At 64.5% G+C, this 15,413-nt stretch carries 10 protein-coding genes; 2 read left to right on the top strand and 8 right to left on the bottom strand.

Annotated elements, in window-relative coordinates:
- Positions 1–3 precede the first annotated feature (3 nt).
- From GRI68_RS02165 to GRI68_RS02140, 6 genes are all read right to left on the bottom strand, one after another.
- Positions 4–1,641, bottom strand: a complete 1,638-nt coding sequence (locus GRI68_RS02165; RefSeq protein WP_160615487.1) for a carboxylesterase/lipase family protein — start codon at positions 1,639–1,641, stop codon at positions 4–6.
- Positions 1,638–2,945, bottom strand: a complete 1,308-nt coding sequence (locus tag GRI68_RS02160) for a hypothetical protein (protein ID WP_160615486.1) — start codon at positions 2,943–2,945, stop codon at positions 1,638–1,640. The genes GRI68_RS02165 and GRI68_RS02160 overlap by 4 nt, the downstream gene beginning before the upstream one ends.
- Before the next feature lie 10 nt (positions 2,946–2,955).
- Complete coding sequence (locus GRI68_RS02155; RefSeq protein ID WP_234028690.1) at positions 2,956–3,651, bottom strand: TetR/AcrR family transcriptional regulator; 696 nt, start codon at positions 3,649–3,651, stop codon at positions 2,956–2,958.
- 10 nt (positions 3,652–3,661) lie between these two features.
- Positions 3,662–5,290 carry an AMP-binding protein gene (locus GRI68_RS02150; RefSeq protein ID WP_160615484.1) on the bottom strand — a complete coding sequence of 543 codons (1,629 nt, stop codon included), beginning with the start codon at positions 5,288–5,290 and terminating at the stop codon, positions 3,662–3,664.
- On the bottom strand, positions 5,281–6,846 hold the full coding sequence (locus GRI68_RS02145; RefSeq protein WP_325063742.1) for a carboxylesterase/lipase family protein: 1,566 nt from the start codon (positions 6,844–6,846) through the stop codon (positions 5,281–5,283). Before GRI68_RS02145 ends, GRI68_RS02150 begins: the two co-directional genes overlap by 10 nt.
- 115 nt (positions 6,847–6,961) lie before the next feature.
- Positions 6,962–9,307 carry a TonB-dependent receptor gene (locus tag GRI68_RS02140; protein ID WP_160615482.1) on the bottom strand — a complete coding sequence of 782 codons (2,346 nt, stop codon included), beginning with the start codon at positions 9,305–9,307 and terminating at the stop codon, positions 6,962–6,964.
- Between the two features lie 159 nt (positions 9,308–9,466).
- Between GRI68_RS02140 and GRI68_RS02135 the strand changes: the two genes are divergently transcribed.
- Complete coding sequence (locus GRI68_RS02135) at positions 9,467–10,231, top strand: SDR family NAD(P)-dependent oxidoreductase (RefSeq protein ID WP_160615481.1); 765 nt, start codon at positions 9,467–9,469, stop codon at positions 10,229–10,231.
- 23 nt (positions 10,232–10,254) lie between these two features.
- Here the strand turns inward: GRI68_RS02135 and GRI68_RS02130 are convergent, their stop codons facing one another.
- Together GRI68_RS02130 and GRI68_RS02125 are read right to left on the bottom strand one after the other, a co-directional pair.
- Positions 10,255–11,571, bottom strand: a complete 1,317-nt coding sequence (locus GRI68_RS02130) for a spinster family MFS transporter (protein ID WP_325063741.1) — start codon at positions 11,569–11,571, stop codon at positions 10,255–10,257.
- Between the two features lie 300 nt (positions 11,572–11,871).
- Positions 11,872–13,524: a carboxylesterase/lipase family protein gene (locus tag GRI68_RS02125; protein ID WP_234028689.1), complete on the bottom strand. Its 1,653-nt coding sequence runs from the start codon at positions 13,522–13,524 to the stop codon at positions 11,872–11,874.
- A 225-nt stretch (positions 13,525–13,749) separates the two neighbouring features.
- Here GRI68_RS02125 and GRI68_RS02120 point away from each other — a divergent pair, with 225 nt between their 5' ends.
- Positions 13,750–15,327 (top strand): carboxylesterase/lipase family protein, encoded by a 1,578-nt coding sequence (locus tag GRI68_RS02120; protein WP_234028688.1) that lies wholly within the window; start codon positions 13,750–13,752, stop codon positions 15,325–15,327.
- Positions 15,328–15,413: the final 86 nt, after the last annotated feature.

Below are 15,413 nucleotides of genomic sequence, written 5' to 3'. Positions count from 1 at the left end.
ACGCTACTCTCCCGCAGCAACCCCAGAGACAAGGCCCCAGGCCTCACCTTCATCGCGGCGTTCCGCAACAAAGGCCTCGTGCAATTCGAACATGCCGGGGCGCGGCTGGATGACGGCCTGTCCGGTTTGCGCGAAGACCATCGTGTTGCCGACATCGCCATATTGGGGCCACTGAGTTCCGTCGGGCGCCTGCGGCCGGCCGGTACGTGCGAAGCTCGTCCAGAACGCGATCATCTGGCGCGATAAGGCGGCGGCCGAATCCGGGGCCGCCGGCCAGTTGGCGGGAAGCCGATCGTCGTCCCAGTGACCGAAGACGAACGGCAATTCGCCGGCGTGAAAAGCGCACAGATCGCGCGCCTCGGCGGCGGGATAGCAATAATCGAACAGATAGAAGTAAGCGTCCTGCCCGATCGCCTCCTGCTTGCGCGCCATCCGTTCCGCCGCCCAGCCATAGATCGCATCGGTCAGCACGCGGACCATCGATTTCGCCATGTCGTTCGACGGATACAGCCGCAGATACTCATCGGCGAGCGCGCCGTAGCCGCGCCGGATCGCGGCTTCATAGGCGGCGGCGCTTTCGGGCGTCGGGGGCACGAAGGCGCGCTGCCCTTTTACTTCGCCGCTATTGTAGCCGACGAGGATCGGGACCGGCGCCTGCTCGCCTGCATCGAAGATGTCGATGAGTTGATCGGGCAATACCGTCCCGTCGATTACGCCTTGCGCAGGAAAGCCGCCTTTCGTCGCCGCATCGACCAGCGCCTGCGCATCGATCCGGCGCGCATCCTTCAGCGATTTGATCTCGAGCCGCTGGAACACCAGCATCCCGATCCCCTGTGCGGCAGGCAGGCCATAAGCGCGCCGATCGAGCGCGGGAAACGTGCGGCTGTTGGGACTTTCGACGATCGCTTTGGCGAACAGGCCGCGCGCAAGTGGGCTCGCCAACAGATAGCTCGCGCTCAGCGCGCCGGCCGATTCCCCCATAATCGTGACATTGTCCGGATCGCCGCCGAAGCTCGCAATATTGGCCCTGACCCATTCCAGCGCGGCGATCTGGTCGAGCAGGCCGTAATTGCCCGAAATCCCGTCGCGATTCTCACGCGACAAGGCGGGATGCGCCAGCCAGCCGAGCACTCCGAGCCTATAGTTGATCGACACAAAGACGACGTTTTCACGCGAGAAGGTCGCGCCGTCATAGAGCGGTTCGGCGCTGCCACCGATCCGCAGCGAGCCGCCATGTATCCAGACGATCACCGGCTTGCTCCCCGCACGTGACGGCGTCCAGACATTGAGTGACAGGCAATCTTCCGATGTCTCCCCCGGCGCGACATAATAGAAGCTGGTCTCGGGCAGGCGCGGCTGAATGCAGGCCGGACCAAAATCGGCCGCTTCGCGCACGCCCTCCCATTGCGGCGGCGGCGCTGGCGGTCTCCAGCGCAATTTTTCGACCGGCGCGGCGGCATACGGAATGCCGCGATAGACCTCGATCCCGTCTTCGAGCTGTCCGCGCAGCGCACCCTGTCCGAGCACGACCTCCGGTCGTGTGAGCGTTTGGGCGGCGAGCGAGGTGCAACAGACCAGCACCACCATCGCACCGACGACCGCAAGCATCGCAAGCGAAATCCAGTCGATCGAGCGCTTCATTGCACACCCTCCCGCAGCAAGGCATGGAAGGCCTGTGTGGTTCGAACCACCGCGGCAGGCGAAACGCAGCGCTCGTCGTCGCCTTCGACATGGTGATAGCGGTGGACGCCGAAAATCCCTGCGACGCGCGCGTATCCTGCGGCCACGATATTGGCGAGTTCGCCAGCGGTGATCTCGTCGGTCGTATAGGGTGCCTCAAGCCCGGCGAGCCCGGCAAAGGCCTCTCGCGCGAAGTTTTGCAGCGGCGGACTGACGACGAGGTAGCGCTGTGAATCGGTGCCGGGCAGCGACACGGGTTTGCCGACCGTATCGTGCCAGTCTCGCGCCGCGAAATTCGCGCCGAGATGGAGCCAGAATCGCGTCCGCTCAGGCGGCGGCGCAACCTTCTCGATCAGTTCCTCCGCGCCCAGATACTGATACTCGTGACCGCTATTGCAGACGAAGGCGAGGTTGTGGCCGGGGAAGTCAGCTGGGGCGAGCCGCGCGAGATGCATCCACGCCGCCACGCCGCCACCCCGCTCTCCGGCGCACATCGTCCAGCCCGAACGCGGAGTCGAAACGACGATCCATTCGCGCGCGCCGCGATCCAGCTTGCCCACGAGGTTGAAGGCCTCGCGCCGTGCACCCGTCCCATCGAGCACAAGCGTCGCGGTCGCTCCCTCGATCGCAGCGGCGAAAAATGGTGCGGCATCCTCGGGCGCGAGCAAAGCGATCGGCCCGCCGTGCAACGGTCTGCGCCCGTCGGTATTGAGCCGGATGACCTTGCCGGTCGGCCCGTTGGTCACGATCACGCAGGCCGCTGCGCCACCTGCGAATGCCGCATCGACCGGACCTTTGACGCCCGGCCAGAACATCGAAGACCAGCGCGCATGGGCGAGATCGACCAGCGCGATCGCACCGCCAAGATCGCCCGCCGCGTTTCCACTCGAATCGACCCGCACCAGGCGTGCGCGCAATCCGCCCGGCCCCGTCGCGCGCACGATCGGCTGCGGCCAGACGTCAGCCGAGACCGCCCCGCTCGCAAGCGTTGCAGTCGCGCTATCGAAAAACGGTACATCGAAGGCCTGGCGCGTCGTTGCAAAGCCCGATTGCCGCAGCCGCTGCTCCATCCAGGCGCCGCAGGCCTCATCTCCCGGCCCACCCGACTGCTTGTTTCCGAAGCCGATATAACGCGCGAGATCGGCTGCGATCGTGTCCTGCACCCCCTCGTTCGAGAGCCCGGCATGCACACACCCCGCCGCGAGCGGTGCGCTCGCCGTCGCGGCGAGAAAGCCGCGCCTCGTAGCGGGGAGCGCGAGGGTCACGCGAGCCGTCTCACGTCGAGCGCGCGCTCTTGTCGCGGCACGCTGCGCGGAAGCCTGCGGCCATGAAATCGACCATCCGCGCCTTGATCGCGTCGAAATCGTCGGCCTTGCAAAGCCCGTTCGACAGCTTGTCGATACGACCGGTGCGGGCGAGCGTCAGCATCAGCGAGCCGGAAACGAAGTGATAGCCCCAGAACACGTCCTCCTCCGGACATTCGGGCATGGCGCGCTTAAGGAGGTCGATCAGCCGCAGCACGATCGGATCGAACCATTCGTCGAACAGTTCGGCACCCCATTCGGGCGTGTTCGAGACCGCGGCGGCCAGCGTGCCGGCATAATGCCAGCCCTGATCGCCCTGGTCGTAGAGGTCGAGATTGGTGTCGAGAAAGGCGTGGAGCGCACCTTCGACCGTGGGCGGTCCGTCGAGCGTAGCCTCATAGGCATCGAGCGCTTCCATCCGTACCTTGTTGGCGACTTTCGCGCGGCGTGCGAACACCTCGTCGAACAGGCTTTGCTTGTCGGCGAAATAGTAGTTCAGCAGCGTGTGGTGGACGCCGACTTTCTTGGCCACATCCTTGAGCGTGACGCCGTAGAAACCGTGGCGGGAAAACAGGAATTCGGCCGCATCGAGAATCTGCTCGGTGGTTTCGGCGCGTCGTTCGGCCTTCGTCTGGATCTTGCGTTTGGAGGGCTTGGTGGCAGGCAAGGTCATTCCTTCATGCAGCGGTCGATGGCGAGGGTTCGAGCTGGCCCGGCAGGGCCTGCTCCGCATATGCGATACGCAGGCGCTGCTTGTCGACCTTGCCCGTCGCGGCCAGCGGAATCGCTTGAAGACGCAGTATCTCATCGGGGAGCCACCATTTCGGCACGACACGGCGAATGGGACGTAGCAGGTCCTCGTCGCTGGGATCGGCCCCGTCGCGCAATTCGACGATAAGAACCGGGCGCTCGCCCCATCGAGGGTGCGCACACCCGATCACCGCGGCGAGCGCGACATCGTCGAGCGAGGCGACGAGGCTTTCGATCGCGACCGGGTTGATCCATTCGCCGCCTGACTTGATCAGATCCTTCGACCGCCCGGTAATGCTCAAGCTGCCGTCCTCGCCGATCTGCGCAAGATCGCCGGTGTCGAACCAGCCGTCGCGCGTTGCCGGATCGCGCTCTCCGAAATAGCGCTCCACCACTGATTGGCCTCGCACGTGCAGATGGCCCTCGCGTCCGTGCTGTTCGTCCAACGGCTTGCCATCGTGATCGGCCAGCATCAGGTCGATCCCGAGCGAGGGAACGCCTGAACCGGCACTTGGCTCGTCGCCCGCCCCAGGAACCGACGCCGTGCCGAGCGGTGAAAGCTCGGTCATCCCCCAGGTGGTCTGCACTTCGATCCCGCGCGCTTCGATCCGCCGCGCGAGGGCGGCAGGCATCGGTGCGCCGCCGACCATGATCCGCTCTAGCGACGGGAGTTCGCGACCCGTCGCATCGAGAAAATCGCACAGGGCAAGCCACACCGTCGGCACCGCAACGGCGATGGTCACGCGGTGCGTCGCAATCAGGCCAGCCAGCGCTTCGGGGCTCGTATCAGCGCCCGGCAGCACCAGCCGTGCACCGGTCGCGGGAGCGACGAATGGTAGCCCCCAGCCATTGGCATGAAACATCGGGACTGCGACGAGGATCGTATCGGTCCGTCCGATACCGCAGACGTCCGCCGCCAGCTGGCGCAGCGTGTGAAGATAATTGCCGCGATGGGTGTAAGTCACACCCTTGGGCCGCCCGGTCGTCCCGGAGGTGAAGCAGAGCCCGCAGGGCGCCCGCTCGTCGAAGTCGCCCCAGCTTACGGAAGCCGCCTCGAGCGCCAGAAATTCGGCGATGTCCTGTGTCGCGACTCCGCCGTGCGTGTGCGGTTCGGCCTCGCCATCGATCACGACGATCCGTTCGAGCGGCGTTCCGGATGCGGCAATCTCGTGCGCGAGATCCTGCAAATCCGCGCTCGCGAAAACCACTCTCGCCTTTGACTGGCGGAGCATATCGGCCAGAGTGTGCGCAGTCAGGCGAGGGTTGAGCGTGTGGCAGACCGCGCCCATCGCCATCACCCCATACCAGACCGCGAGGTGATCGCGCGAATTCCAGGCCAGCGTGGCGACACATTCGCCCTGCTCGACGCCGAGCGCGGCGAGCCTGGCGCTGATCGCGCGTGCCTGGCTGCGGATCGCGGCATAGGTGGCGCGATCGACGACGCCATCGGCGCGAGCGGAGACCGTCTCTACCTTGCTATGCCATTTCGCCGCGTGATCGATGATCCGGTCGAGCGTTAGCGGATGATCCTGGATCGCTCCGTGGTTTAGCGACATCGTCCCTCGCCTCCGGGTAACGGAGGTGCGATGATGCCGACATTCCAGTGCCACGGCAGTTCGCCTGCTGCGCGGCGGCGGCAGACGATCTCTTCATACAGCGCATAGGCATCGCCGATCCCCCCTGAACGAACCTGCGCACCGTCAGCAAACACCATCAGCCTGCCTGTATCGCCGAAGGTTGGCCAAGCCGGTCCGCCTTCGCTAGTCGGGGCGCCGCTGCGAGCGAAACTCGTCCAGTAATCCACCATAATATCGGAGAGCGCATATTGTTCGGGCGTGCGCGGAATGTGAGGCCAGTCAGCCGTCGTGCGGTCGATCGTCCCCAGCGCGAACGGGATTTCGGAGGCGTGAAAGGCGTGGAGCCCAGTCTCGTCCGTCGCGGGATAGCCGTGATCGAACAGGTAGATGTAGGCGGGTGCACCGATTGCGGCCTGTTTGCGGCCCATCCGTTCGGCGGTCCAGCCGTAGAGCGCATCGCGTGTCGTTGCGAGCATGCTCTCGTCGATGTCGGACGCCGGGTAGAGCGCAAGGTATCGATCGGCGAGCTCGCCATGTGTAGTGCGTATCCGTGCTTCATAGGCCGCCGCATCGGCCGGAGCCGGTGGCAGCAAGCGACGCAGCGAGCGGATCTCGCCCGCGTTGAATCCCGCCAGTAGCGGTACGTCGGCCTGCTCGCCCCGATCGAAGATGTCGGCGATCTGGCGCGGCAGCACCGCCCCGTCGATCGTCCCCCAGGTAAGGAACCCGGCGGCGGTCGATCGTGCAACCAGTTCGTCGGCGGGCATGGCGCGCATCGCCGCCAGATCGGGTGCTTTCAATTGCTGCTGGAGCCACGCGCCCTGTGCCTCGGCAGGAACATGCCCGTGTTCTCTGGTGGCGAGCGCCGGGCTCGAGATCATGTAGCCGCTTTCCGAGACTGCCTTTGCAAACAGTCCGCGCGCATCGGGCGATGCCATCAGGTACATCACGCTCAGCGCGCCGGCGGATTCCCCCGCCACGGTGACGTTGTCCGGATCGCCGCCGAACGATGCGATATTGCGCTGGATCCAGCGGAGCGCCTCGATCTGGTCGAGCAGTCCATAGTTCCCCGAGATGCCGCGCGGGGATTCGGCGCTCAGTTCGGGGTAAGCGAGATAGCCGAGCGCCCCGAGCCGATAGTTGATCGAGACGAAGATCACGCCTTCACGAGCAAATCTTGCTCCGTCATACATTCCACGGCGGGTCCCGCCCGAAACCAGCGCGCCACCGTGGATCCACACGAAAACCGGAGCGTTCCGCGCATCCCCCGGGGTCCAGACATTGAGCGAGAGGCAATCCTCGCTCAGTTCGCCGACATCGTCGCGATAGATCGAATTGGCGCTATCCCGCGCGACCGGCTGGAAGCAGGAGGGGCCGAATTCGCCCGCATCGCGCACGCCTGTCCAACCGGAAGCGGCCACCGGGGGCTTCCACCGCCGCTCGCCGGTCGGCGCGGCGGCGTAGGGAATGCCCTTGTAGCTCGCGATTCCGTCTTGGATGCGGCCCGCGACCTTGCCGACGGGTGCGGCGATCACGGGCCGGTTAGTGTCGGCACCGCTCGTTGCCGGCGCGCTCGCGCAAGCAGACAGTGCCACAGACGCGAGTGCCGCGAGACATGACGTACCCATGCGCGCGATCCAGTTCCGCCGATCAGAACACATAGCTGGTTCGCAGGCCGATGGTGCGCGGACGAAGCCGGGCGTAACGTCCGTCAAGGAAGGCTTCAGGGTGCACATAGGTGATGGCTTCGCTTTCGAACACGTTCTCGACATAGAGCGTTACCGAAAGGTCCGCGCCAAAGCGCACCCCGGCATAGGCGTTCACGAACACGTATTCGTCGGTCACGTCGTATTGCGGGGACGGCACGCCGGGCTGACCCGGGACGTTGGGCAGAAGGCCGGGATATGAGCCGACATAGGACACATTGCTTGTGACGAACGCATCGGCCTGGCTGCTCACCGGGAAGGTGTAGGTCGCCGTGGCCGAGCCCGAGAATTCAGGCGCTGCCAGCCGCACCCCGTCGACCGCACCAGAAATCGCGGCTTCCTGCGCCGAGAGGTCGTCGATCTTGGCGTCGATATAGGCGCCGTTGGCCGCCAGTCGCAGTCCCTTGGTGGGAAAGGCGACCAACTCGACCTCGATGCCCTTGCTCACCGCCCCGCCGATATTGGTCGCGAACTGGACCGTATCGGACACGCGGTTGGCCTGGACCTGGATATTGTTCCAGTCGATGTAGAAGGCTGCAATGTTGGCGGTGAACCGATTGTTGAAGAAGCTGCCTTTGAACCCGACCTCGTAATTGGTCAGCTTGTCCGAGGTTGCCCCGTCGGGGATCACGATGTCGTCCGGCGAACTCGCAGGCGGCGCGAGCCCTGCCCGCGCATTGACCACCGGCGGGCGAAAGCCTGTCGAAACGGTGGCGTAGGTGGTGACATTATCGCTCGGCTTGAACGACGCGCTCGCCTTCCACGATAGCTTGTCGTCCGACGCCAGAGCTCCCTTGGACGGCTGGACAGGCGTGATCGCGAGTGCGGGCACGAAGCCGCCGCATTGCGGGCGGAACACCGTGCAGAAACCCACCGTCAGGAAGTTGCTGGTATAGCCGTTGCCGCGCGTCGTGGTCTGAACGTCGACCTGGCCGTAGCGCAAGCCTCCGGTGACCCAGAAATTCTCGCTGAACCGATAGGTCAGTTCACCAAACACAGCCTTTTCGCCGATGTCGGTGTAGTTCTTGTAGCTCTGGTAATAGAGGTCGGGGAACGCGGTCACGCCGGTCTGAGCGAAGAATTCCGGCGTCGAGCGATAGTCGTAATCGACCTCGCGCCGCTTGTCGAAGTAGAAGCCCCCGACGATCCATTCGAACGGCCCACCATGGGTCGAAGCGAGGCGGATTTCCTGCACGATGATATCGTCGGCCCCCACCGCGTCGAGCGAGAACGGGACGAGCTGGTTATAGGTCCCCGCCAGATCGACGATGAAATCGCCGACGAGATCGGAATAGGTCGTCGAGCTGACCAGCTCGGCAAACCCAAGGTCGACATTGACCGTCATGTTGAGGGCCAGCAGGTCGCTGCTGAACAGGTCCGGCTTGGCCGTGCGGCGGACATAGGTGCCGAGATCGGGGTTGGTGAGCGAGGAATCGGCCGGATTGCTCACTTCCTTGTTGACCGAGAACTTGACCGAGAAATCATCGCTCGGTTCGATCAGCACGGCAGCGCGGATACCATAGGCCTCGATCGAATTGGCATTGTCGATCCCGGTGCCGATATTGTCGACCCAGCCATCCTCGTTGCGATAATATCCGACCGCGCGGAGGCCCATCACATCCTCGACCAGCGGCACGTTCACCATGCCGTTATAGCGCTGACGCAGACCGCCTTCTTCGGTGAACCCCAGATCGACCAGCGCCGAGGCTTCGAACGCATTGGGGTTCGGACTGTTGGTGATGATCCGCATCGCACCTGCAAGCGAACCCGAACCGAACAGCGTCCCCTGCGGCCCGCGCAGGAATTCGACCCGCTCGACGTCGTAAAGGTTGGGATCGAGGATCGTCGAATTGCCATTCGCCGAGATCGGCAATTCGTCGATATAGATTGCCACCGGGGCCTGGAGGCCGGCGCTGTAACCGTTGGTCGAGATGCCGCGGGCGGTGAAATTGTTGAAGTTCTGGGTCGGCCGGTTGATCACCACGCCCGGCGTTTCGCGCGCCAGCCGCTCATAGCCGACGATGCCCTGCTCGTTGAGGTCTTCCTGCTGGAACACGGTGACGCTGAGCGGCACGTCCTGCAGGTCCGTCTCGCGCCGCGTGGCGGTGACGACGATGCGGTTGCCAGTCGCCACTTCCGCCGAGGGCGACAGATCCTCGATCTCCTGAGCTTCCTCGGGATCGTTGTCGTCCTGCGATGCGGGTTCCGGGGTTTGCGACTGCGCCATGGCGGGGGCCGCCCAGATGGCGATAGCGAGCGCCGAGGTCGACGCAACGAGCCTGCGAATCATGTTCTCTCTCCCATGTGCCGCGCCGGTTTCTCCCGTCGTCGGCAGGTCGCGAACCTACTCCGGTAAATAGCCCTGTCAACCTTCACTATCGTGTGTGTGAATAATATATGTTCAACAACAATCCGCCTCTGTAGAGATGGCAAGAAGGAGAGCTAACGCATGGAAAAACATTCGAAACTTGCTGGCCGCACGGTGATGATCACCGGCGCTTCGGGCGGGCTTGGTGCACACTTTGCAGAATTATGCGCGGGCGCTGGTGCGGCTGTGGTGCTCGGCGCGCGGCGACTCGACCGGCTCGAAAATCTGGCCGCGGCCATCCGCGATCGCGGTGGACGCGCGCTTGCCGTGCCGCTCGATGTAGCGGAGGAAGCTTCGGTCACCGCGGCGTTCGATGCGGCCGAGGCGCAGTTCGGCCCTGTCGACTCGGTCATCGCCAATGCGGGGATCGAACGCTCGGGCCGCGCGACCGAGATTTCGGTCGAGGACTTCGATGCGGTTTACGCCGTGAATGTCCGCGGCGCCTTCCTCGTTGCGCGCGAAGCGGCGAGACGTTTGCGCGCAGCGGGCCGGACCGAGGACGGGCGCATCGTCATGATATCGTCGATCACTGCGGAGATCTGTGTGCCCGGACTGATGCCCTACAGCGTTTCCAAGGCCGCGGTTTCGCACATGACGCGGATGCTGGCGCGCGAATGGGCGCGTCGCGGCCCCAACGTCAACGCACTCGCCCCCGGCTACATGCCGAGCGACCTAAATGCGGAGTGGTTCGCTTCCGAAGCCGGCCGCCAGCAACTCGATCTTTTCCCGCGCCGCCGGCTGGCCGATTTCACGATGCTCGACGAGCCGCTGCTGTTTCTTCTCTCCAACGCCAGCGCGCAAGTCACCGGCTCGGTCATCAAGCTCGACGACGGGCAGACGCTGTAGCGCGTCCGCCCTACCTGCCTGGCTCAGGGCGCCTGGTAGCTGGGACTGTCGAGCAGGTCCTGCCGCACCGAGCGCGCCGCAATCACGTAGTGCAGCCCGCCCCACAGCGAAGCGATGCAGCCGGTGATGAGCATCGCGGTGCCAAGAGGCCCGTCCATGCCGTTCGCCGCAAAGCGATCGCTGAGATAGCCGGTGATCACCGGGCCGAGACCAAGTCCGATCAGATTGATGCAGAAGAAGAAGATCGCCGACGTAAGCGCGCGCATCCGCAGGCCGACAAGCGCATGCGATGTCGCCAGTGCCGGGCCGAGATAGGATGCGGAGAGGAAGTGGAATACGCCCGTCAGCGATAGCGCGAGGATCAGATTCCCCGTGTTGAGCATGATCAGCAGCAGGGGCGTGATCCCGAGCATCAGGATCGCCGGGGTCCACAAATACCAGCGCGCATCGCGCAAGCCCAGTCGATCGGCGATCCAGCCGCCGAAGAACGAGCCCGCACCCCCGCCGAAACCCGCGGTCAACGCCATCCACACGCCCAGTTCGCCCAGGCTGATGTCGAAGTTGCGCAGGAAATAGGACGGCAGCCAGTTGCCGATCCCGTAGATCACCAATGCCTGGAGACTGCCTGCAAGCGCAAGATTGCGGAACGAGCGACGCGACCAGAGGAACTTGAGCACCACCAGGAAAGGCGGCGGGACGGCATCCTTCTCGCGCGTGTTCTCGGCCCAGCCGCGCAACGGTTCGCGGACGGACAATCTCATTAGCAGCGCAACCGCGATGCCCGGCAGTCCGACGACGAAGAAGGCGACACGCCAGCCGAAAGTCTCGGCCACCAGACCGCCGAACGCGAAGCCCAGCAGGATGCCGATATAGATCCCGATATTGTAGATCGAGAACGCGGTCGCGCGCTCTTCCTTGCGGAAGATGTCGGAGATCATCGAGTGCGCCGGAGGGCTGCCCCCCGCCTCGCCCACGCCGACCCCGATCCGCGCTAGCAACAGGTGGGTGTAGTTCTGCGCCAACCCGCTGACCGCCGTCATCCCGCTCCAAACCGTGAGCGCGAGCGCCACGATATTGCGCCGGTTGCCGCGATCGGCCCAGCGCGCGATCGGAATGCCGCAAGCGACATAGAAGACCGCGAAGGCGAAGCCCGACAGCAGGCCCAACTGCGTGTCGGACAGGACGAGTTCCGCCTTGATCTGCTCCTGCAGGATCACCAGCAGCTGCCGGTCGACGAAATTGAGCGAATAGACCAGCGTCAGGACCGCCAGCACGAAATAGCGGTAACGCGGTCGTGTATAGGGGGTGTCGGCCACCCCGTCAGCTTGTGTCGATGTCACGATAGCCTCTCCCTGCAATCGCAAACTGATTTAACTCACTCGTGAGTGAATAAAACTGCTTGTGACAGTGTCTGGCTCGTTCTGCAAGCGTCCACGACGCCCTTCTGCCTTGAGTACTGCAGGCAGGCGGCAGGTTTGGCTCGCAACAGAAACCATCAGCGACCTGCCGCCCGGCCAAACTGGCTTTGCCGCAGGTCGCGTCGATCTATCGTCGGTGTTTGCGGACCGGTCTTACCCGGCCCTCCTTTGCCCGGCGGATCACCTCAACGCGGAAAGCCTGCGCCGAAGCCGCTCACGCCATTATTGAGACCGCCCTTCCGACAGGAGGCTCTGCAGGAGTTCGCGCTCCGCCTTGTCGGGATCGAGTACCACCTCGGGATCGGTGTCGAAGATCATCGTTGCACGGTTCGTTTGGGTATAGCGCGGCCATTGCGGCAGGACCGGCGTGTTGGGATTGCCCGTCTTGGCAAAGGCGATCCACGCTTCCGACATCAGATCGGCCATGCGCTGTTGGTCCGGCCCGGTCCCGGTGTAGGAGGTCGAACGGGCCACGTTGTCGAACACGAACGCGATGTCGAGCGCGTGCGGCGACTTCAGAATTCCTCCCGCGACCGGTGTCTCCCAGTCGAGCCGGTACATGTAGACCGGCGCCTGGTTCTGGGCGCTCTTGCGTTCGGCCTGCCGGAGCGCCGTGCCGCGATAGTTCTGGAACGTGGCGGTCTGGAAGAAGATCTCGCTCGCATCGGCATCGGGATGGGCAGCGCGCATTCCCGCGATGATCTGGTCTGCGTCGGCATCGCCTACCACACCTGCGATCTTCTCGGGAAGCTGGTCCCATGCCAGAGAGAAATTGCCGGGATCGGCGAGGCCTGCCTGCAGTCGCATTTCGGTGCGGTTCGTACCCACCAGCAGCGGGATATCGGCGGATACGGGCGTCGCATCGGGCGAGAACGGCTGCCGCGTCAGCGAGCTGCCATCGACGACCGGGCGGAAATAGGCTGCCCGCGTGCGCGATTTCATCAACACCTTGACGTAGTCTTCCATCGGTAGCGCAGCGAGACCCTCGACGTCCCCCGGCTCCAGCCCGGCGGTTTCGAAGATGTTCTTCGTTAGCGCGGTCGCGAGCCGCGGCTCGAAGCCTGCCAGCGACATCGAGCCTGACTGCGCAATGGCGCGGTCGAACAGGCCGTCGGCCGCCTCCATGGCCATGAGGGTAGAGACCTTCGCAGCCCCGCCCGATTCACCAAAGATCGTCACATTGTCCGGGTCCCCGCCGATCGCTGCCGCATTGTCGCGCACCCATTCCAGCGCCTTGATCGCGTCGAGACTGCCGAGATTGCCCGCATGGGCATATTTCGGATCGCCGGAGACACCACCGAGATAGAGATAGCCGAACCCGTTGAGCCGATGGTTGATGGTCACGACCACCACGTCGCCGCGTTGCGCCAGGCGTGTGCCGTCATAGCCGTGGCTGGAGCCCGACCCGGTCACGTAACCGCCGCCGTGCAGCCAGACCATGATCGGGCGCTTCTTCCCGTCATTGGTGCCGCGGGTCCAGACATTGAGGAACAGGCAGTCCTCGCTCTGCGGCAGGTCGTTTACCCATGACGCAAAAACCGGGACGTCACCGCTTGGCCGCTGCGGACAGTCGGGACCGAATTCGGTCGCATCGCGGGCCGCGCGCCACGGCTCGGGATCGGCGGCTTCCTGAAAACGCATCCCTTCAGTCGACGCGCCGTAACGCACGCCGCGGAAGATCATCACATCGCCTGCTTCGCTGGTGGTACCGCGCACGGGTCCAAGGCTGGTCGACAAGACCGGGCTGTCGCTGGCGACAGTCTCTGCCGCCCCCGCATCGACTGCGCCCGTGGTCGAGCAACCGGCAAGGGACATGCCCACCGCTGCCGAAATTACATACCCGAAATTCCAGATGCTTCCGGCTTTCGTCGCCATCTCGATATCCTCTTCCCTGTGAAAAAGGGCGTTTTCGCCCTGATTGTCTGCGCTGTCGTCTTGAAGTCCATACCCTAAGCACGAATTTACCGACAGTCACGATTGTTTTATTTTTCGTTACGCGTTACGCTGCCTGCGGATTTGGCAAAAGCCATACCGAATTTGGGAGAGTATCGAATGGGAACGCTGTTTTCGCCGAGTCGGCGGGGATTCCTTGGCGCGGCGATGGCGGGAGGCTTCCTCGCCATGACGGGCCCCTTGTCAGCCGCCGAGATTTTTCCCGTCGTGGAAACGACGAACGGTCGCCTGCGCGGGATGATGGCGGGCGGTATCGCGAAGTTCCTGGGCGTTCGCTACGGCGCGCCGACATCGGGGGCGAACCGCTTCATGCCGCCGCAACCGGTCGAGAAATGGGCCGGGATCCGCAGCGCCCTGCAATATTCCGACAGCGCGCCGCAGGTGCCGGGTGACCGGCGGCACGATTACGCCGATCTCATCATGTTCGAGAATCAGCCTGCCGGCCCGGGCGAGGACAATCTTGCCCTCAATCTTTGGTCTCCCACGCTCTCGAATACCGCCAGGAAGCCGGTGATCGTCGTGCTGCACGGCGGCGGATTCTACGGCGGTTCGGGTAACGGGCTCGGCATGGACGGTGAGGCGATGGCGCGCTTCTCGGACAGTGTGGTGATCTCGGTCACCCACCGCCTCGGGGCGCTCGGCTTCCTCCATCTCGCCGAAGCGGGAGGCGATCGCTTTGCCTCGTCCGGCACCGTAGGCATGCAGGATATCGTCGCCGCGCTGGCATGGGTGCGCGACAATGTCGAGGCGTTCGGCGGCGATCCGGCGCGCGTGCTCGTCTATGGCCAGTCGGGCGGCGGCGCGAAGACCAGCACGCTGATGGCGATGCCGAGCGGCAAGGGCCTGTTCCACCGCGCCGGCGTGATGAGCGGGTCCGCCCTGCGCATGATGCCCGAGGAGATGGCCAATGCGAACACCGCGCGGCTCCTCAAGGCGCTCGACATCGCACCGGGCGATACCGACGCGCTGCAGGCCGTGCCGTGGACCACGCTGCTGCAAACGCAGGCCAAGCTGGAGGCCGCCGCACGTGCAAAGGGCGAGGCACCCACATCCTTCGCGCCGGTCGTCGATGGCAAGGTTTTGCCGCGCCATCCCTTCGCCCCCGACGCGCCCGATGTGAGCCGCGATGTCCCGCTGATCGTCTCGACCGCGCTCGACGAGCGGTCCTACCGGATGGGCAATTTCGACATGACCGAAGCCGAATTGCTCGAATTTGCGCGCGGTCGCGCGGGAGAGCGGGCCAAGGAAGTGGTCGATCTCTATCGCGACGAAAGCCCGGAGGAAAAGCCGTTCCTTCTCGCGGCCCGCATGGACAGCGATATCTGGTTCAGGAAGGGCGCGTTCGCGCAGGCCGAACTGAAGGCCAAGCAGGGCGGCGCCCCGGTCTGGTCCTACCTGTGGACCTGGCCCAGCCCCGCCTATGGCGGGCGCTACGGCGCGGTGCACGGCATCGATGTCGCACCCAGCCTGCACAGTGTGCGCGGGGGCCTCAATGGCCCGAACGCCAACAGTCTCGCCATGGCCGATCGCATCGCGGGCAGCTGGGCTGCCTTCGCGGCGAGCGGAGATCCCAACAACAAGTACCTGCCGGACTGGCCCGCTTACGACAGCGAGAACAGGGCCACGATGATCATGTCGCAGGACCCGCATGTCGAGAACGATCCGCGCTCGCAGTTCCGCGATATTTGGGCCGAGATCGGCGCCTCGCGCGGCTCGGCCTCCTAATTCGGGCGGGCATCCTGGCGGCAGACGGTTTGCGCCGCGCCTGCCCGGATCGTCCGTTCGCGTGCCGACCGACAAGAATTCAAAAT

The organism is Alteriqipengyuania halimionae (genome assembly GCF_009827575.1).
In the GTDB taxonomy this organism is placed as follows: domain Bacteria; phylum Pseudomonadota; class Alphaproteobacteria; order Sphingomonadales; family Sphingomonadaceae; genus Alteriqipengyuania_A; species Alteriqipengyuania_A halimionae.
This window is presented reverse-complemented; position numbering and strand designations above follow the sequence as displayed.

Coding starts and splice junctions, on each gene's coding strand:
- GRI68_RS02165 (WP_160615487.1), bottom strand. CDS start 1,641: ATGAAGCGCTCGATCGACTGGATTTCGCTTGCGATGCTTGCGGTCGTC.
- GRI68_RS02150 (WP_160615484.1), bottom strand. CDS start 5,290: ATGTCGCTAAACCACGGAGCGATCCAGGATCATCCGCTAACGCTCGAC.
- GRI68_RS02120 (WP_234028688.1), top strand. CDS start 13,750: ATGGCGGGAGGCTTCCTCGCCATGACGGGCCCCTTGTCAGCCGCCGAG.
- GRI68_RS02125 (WP_234028689.1), bottom strand. CDS start 13,524: ATGGCGACGAAAGCCGGAAGCATCTGGAATTTCGGGTATGTAATTTCG.
- GRI68_RS02140 (WP_160615482.1), bottom strand. CDS start 9,307: ATGATTCGCAGGCTCGTTGCGTCGACCTCGGCGCTCGCTATCGCCATC.
- GRI68_RS02135 (WP_160615481.1), top strand. CDS start 9,467: ATGGAAAAACATTCGAAACTTGCTGGCCGCACGGTGATGATCACCGGC.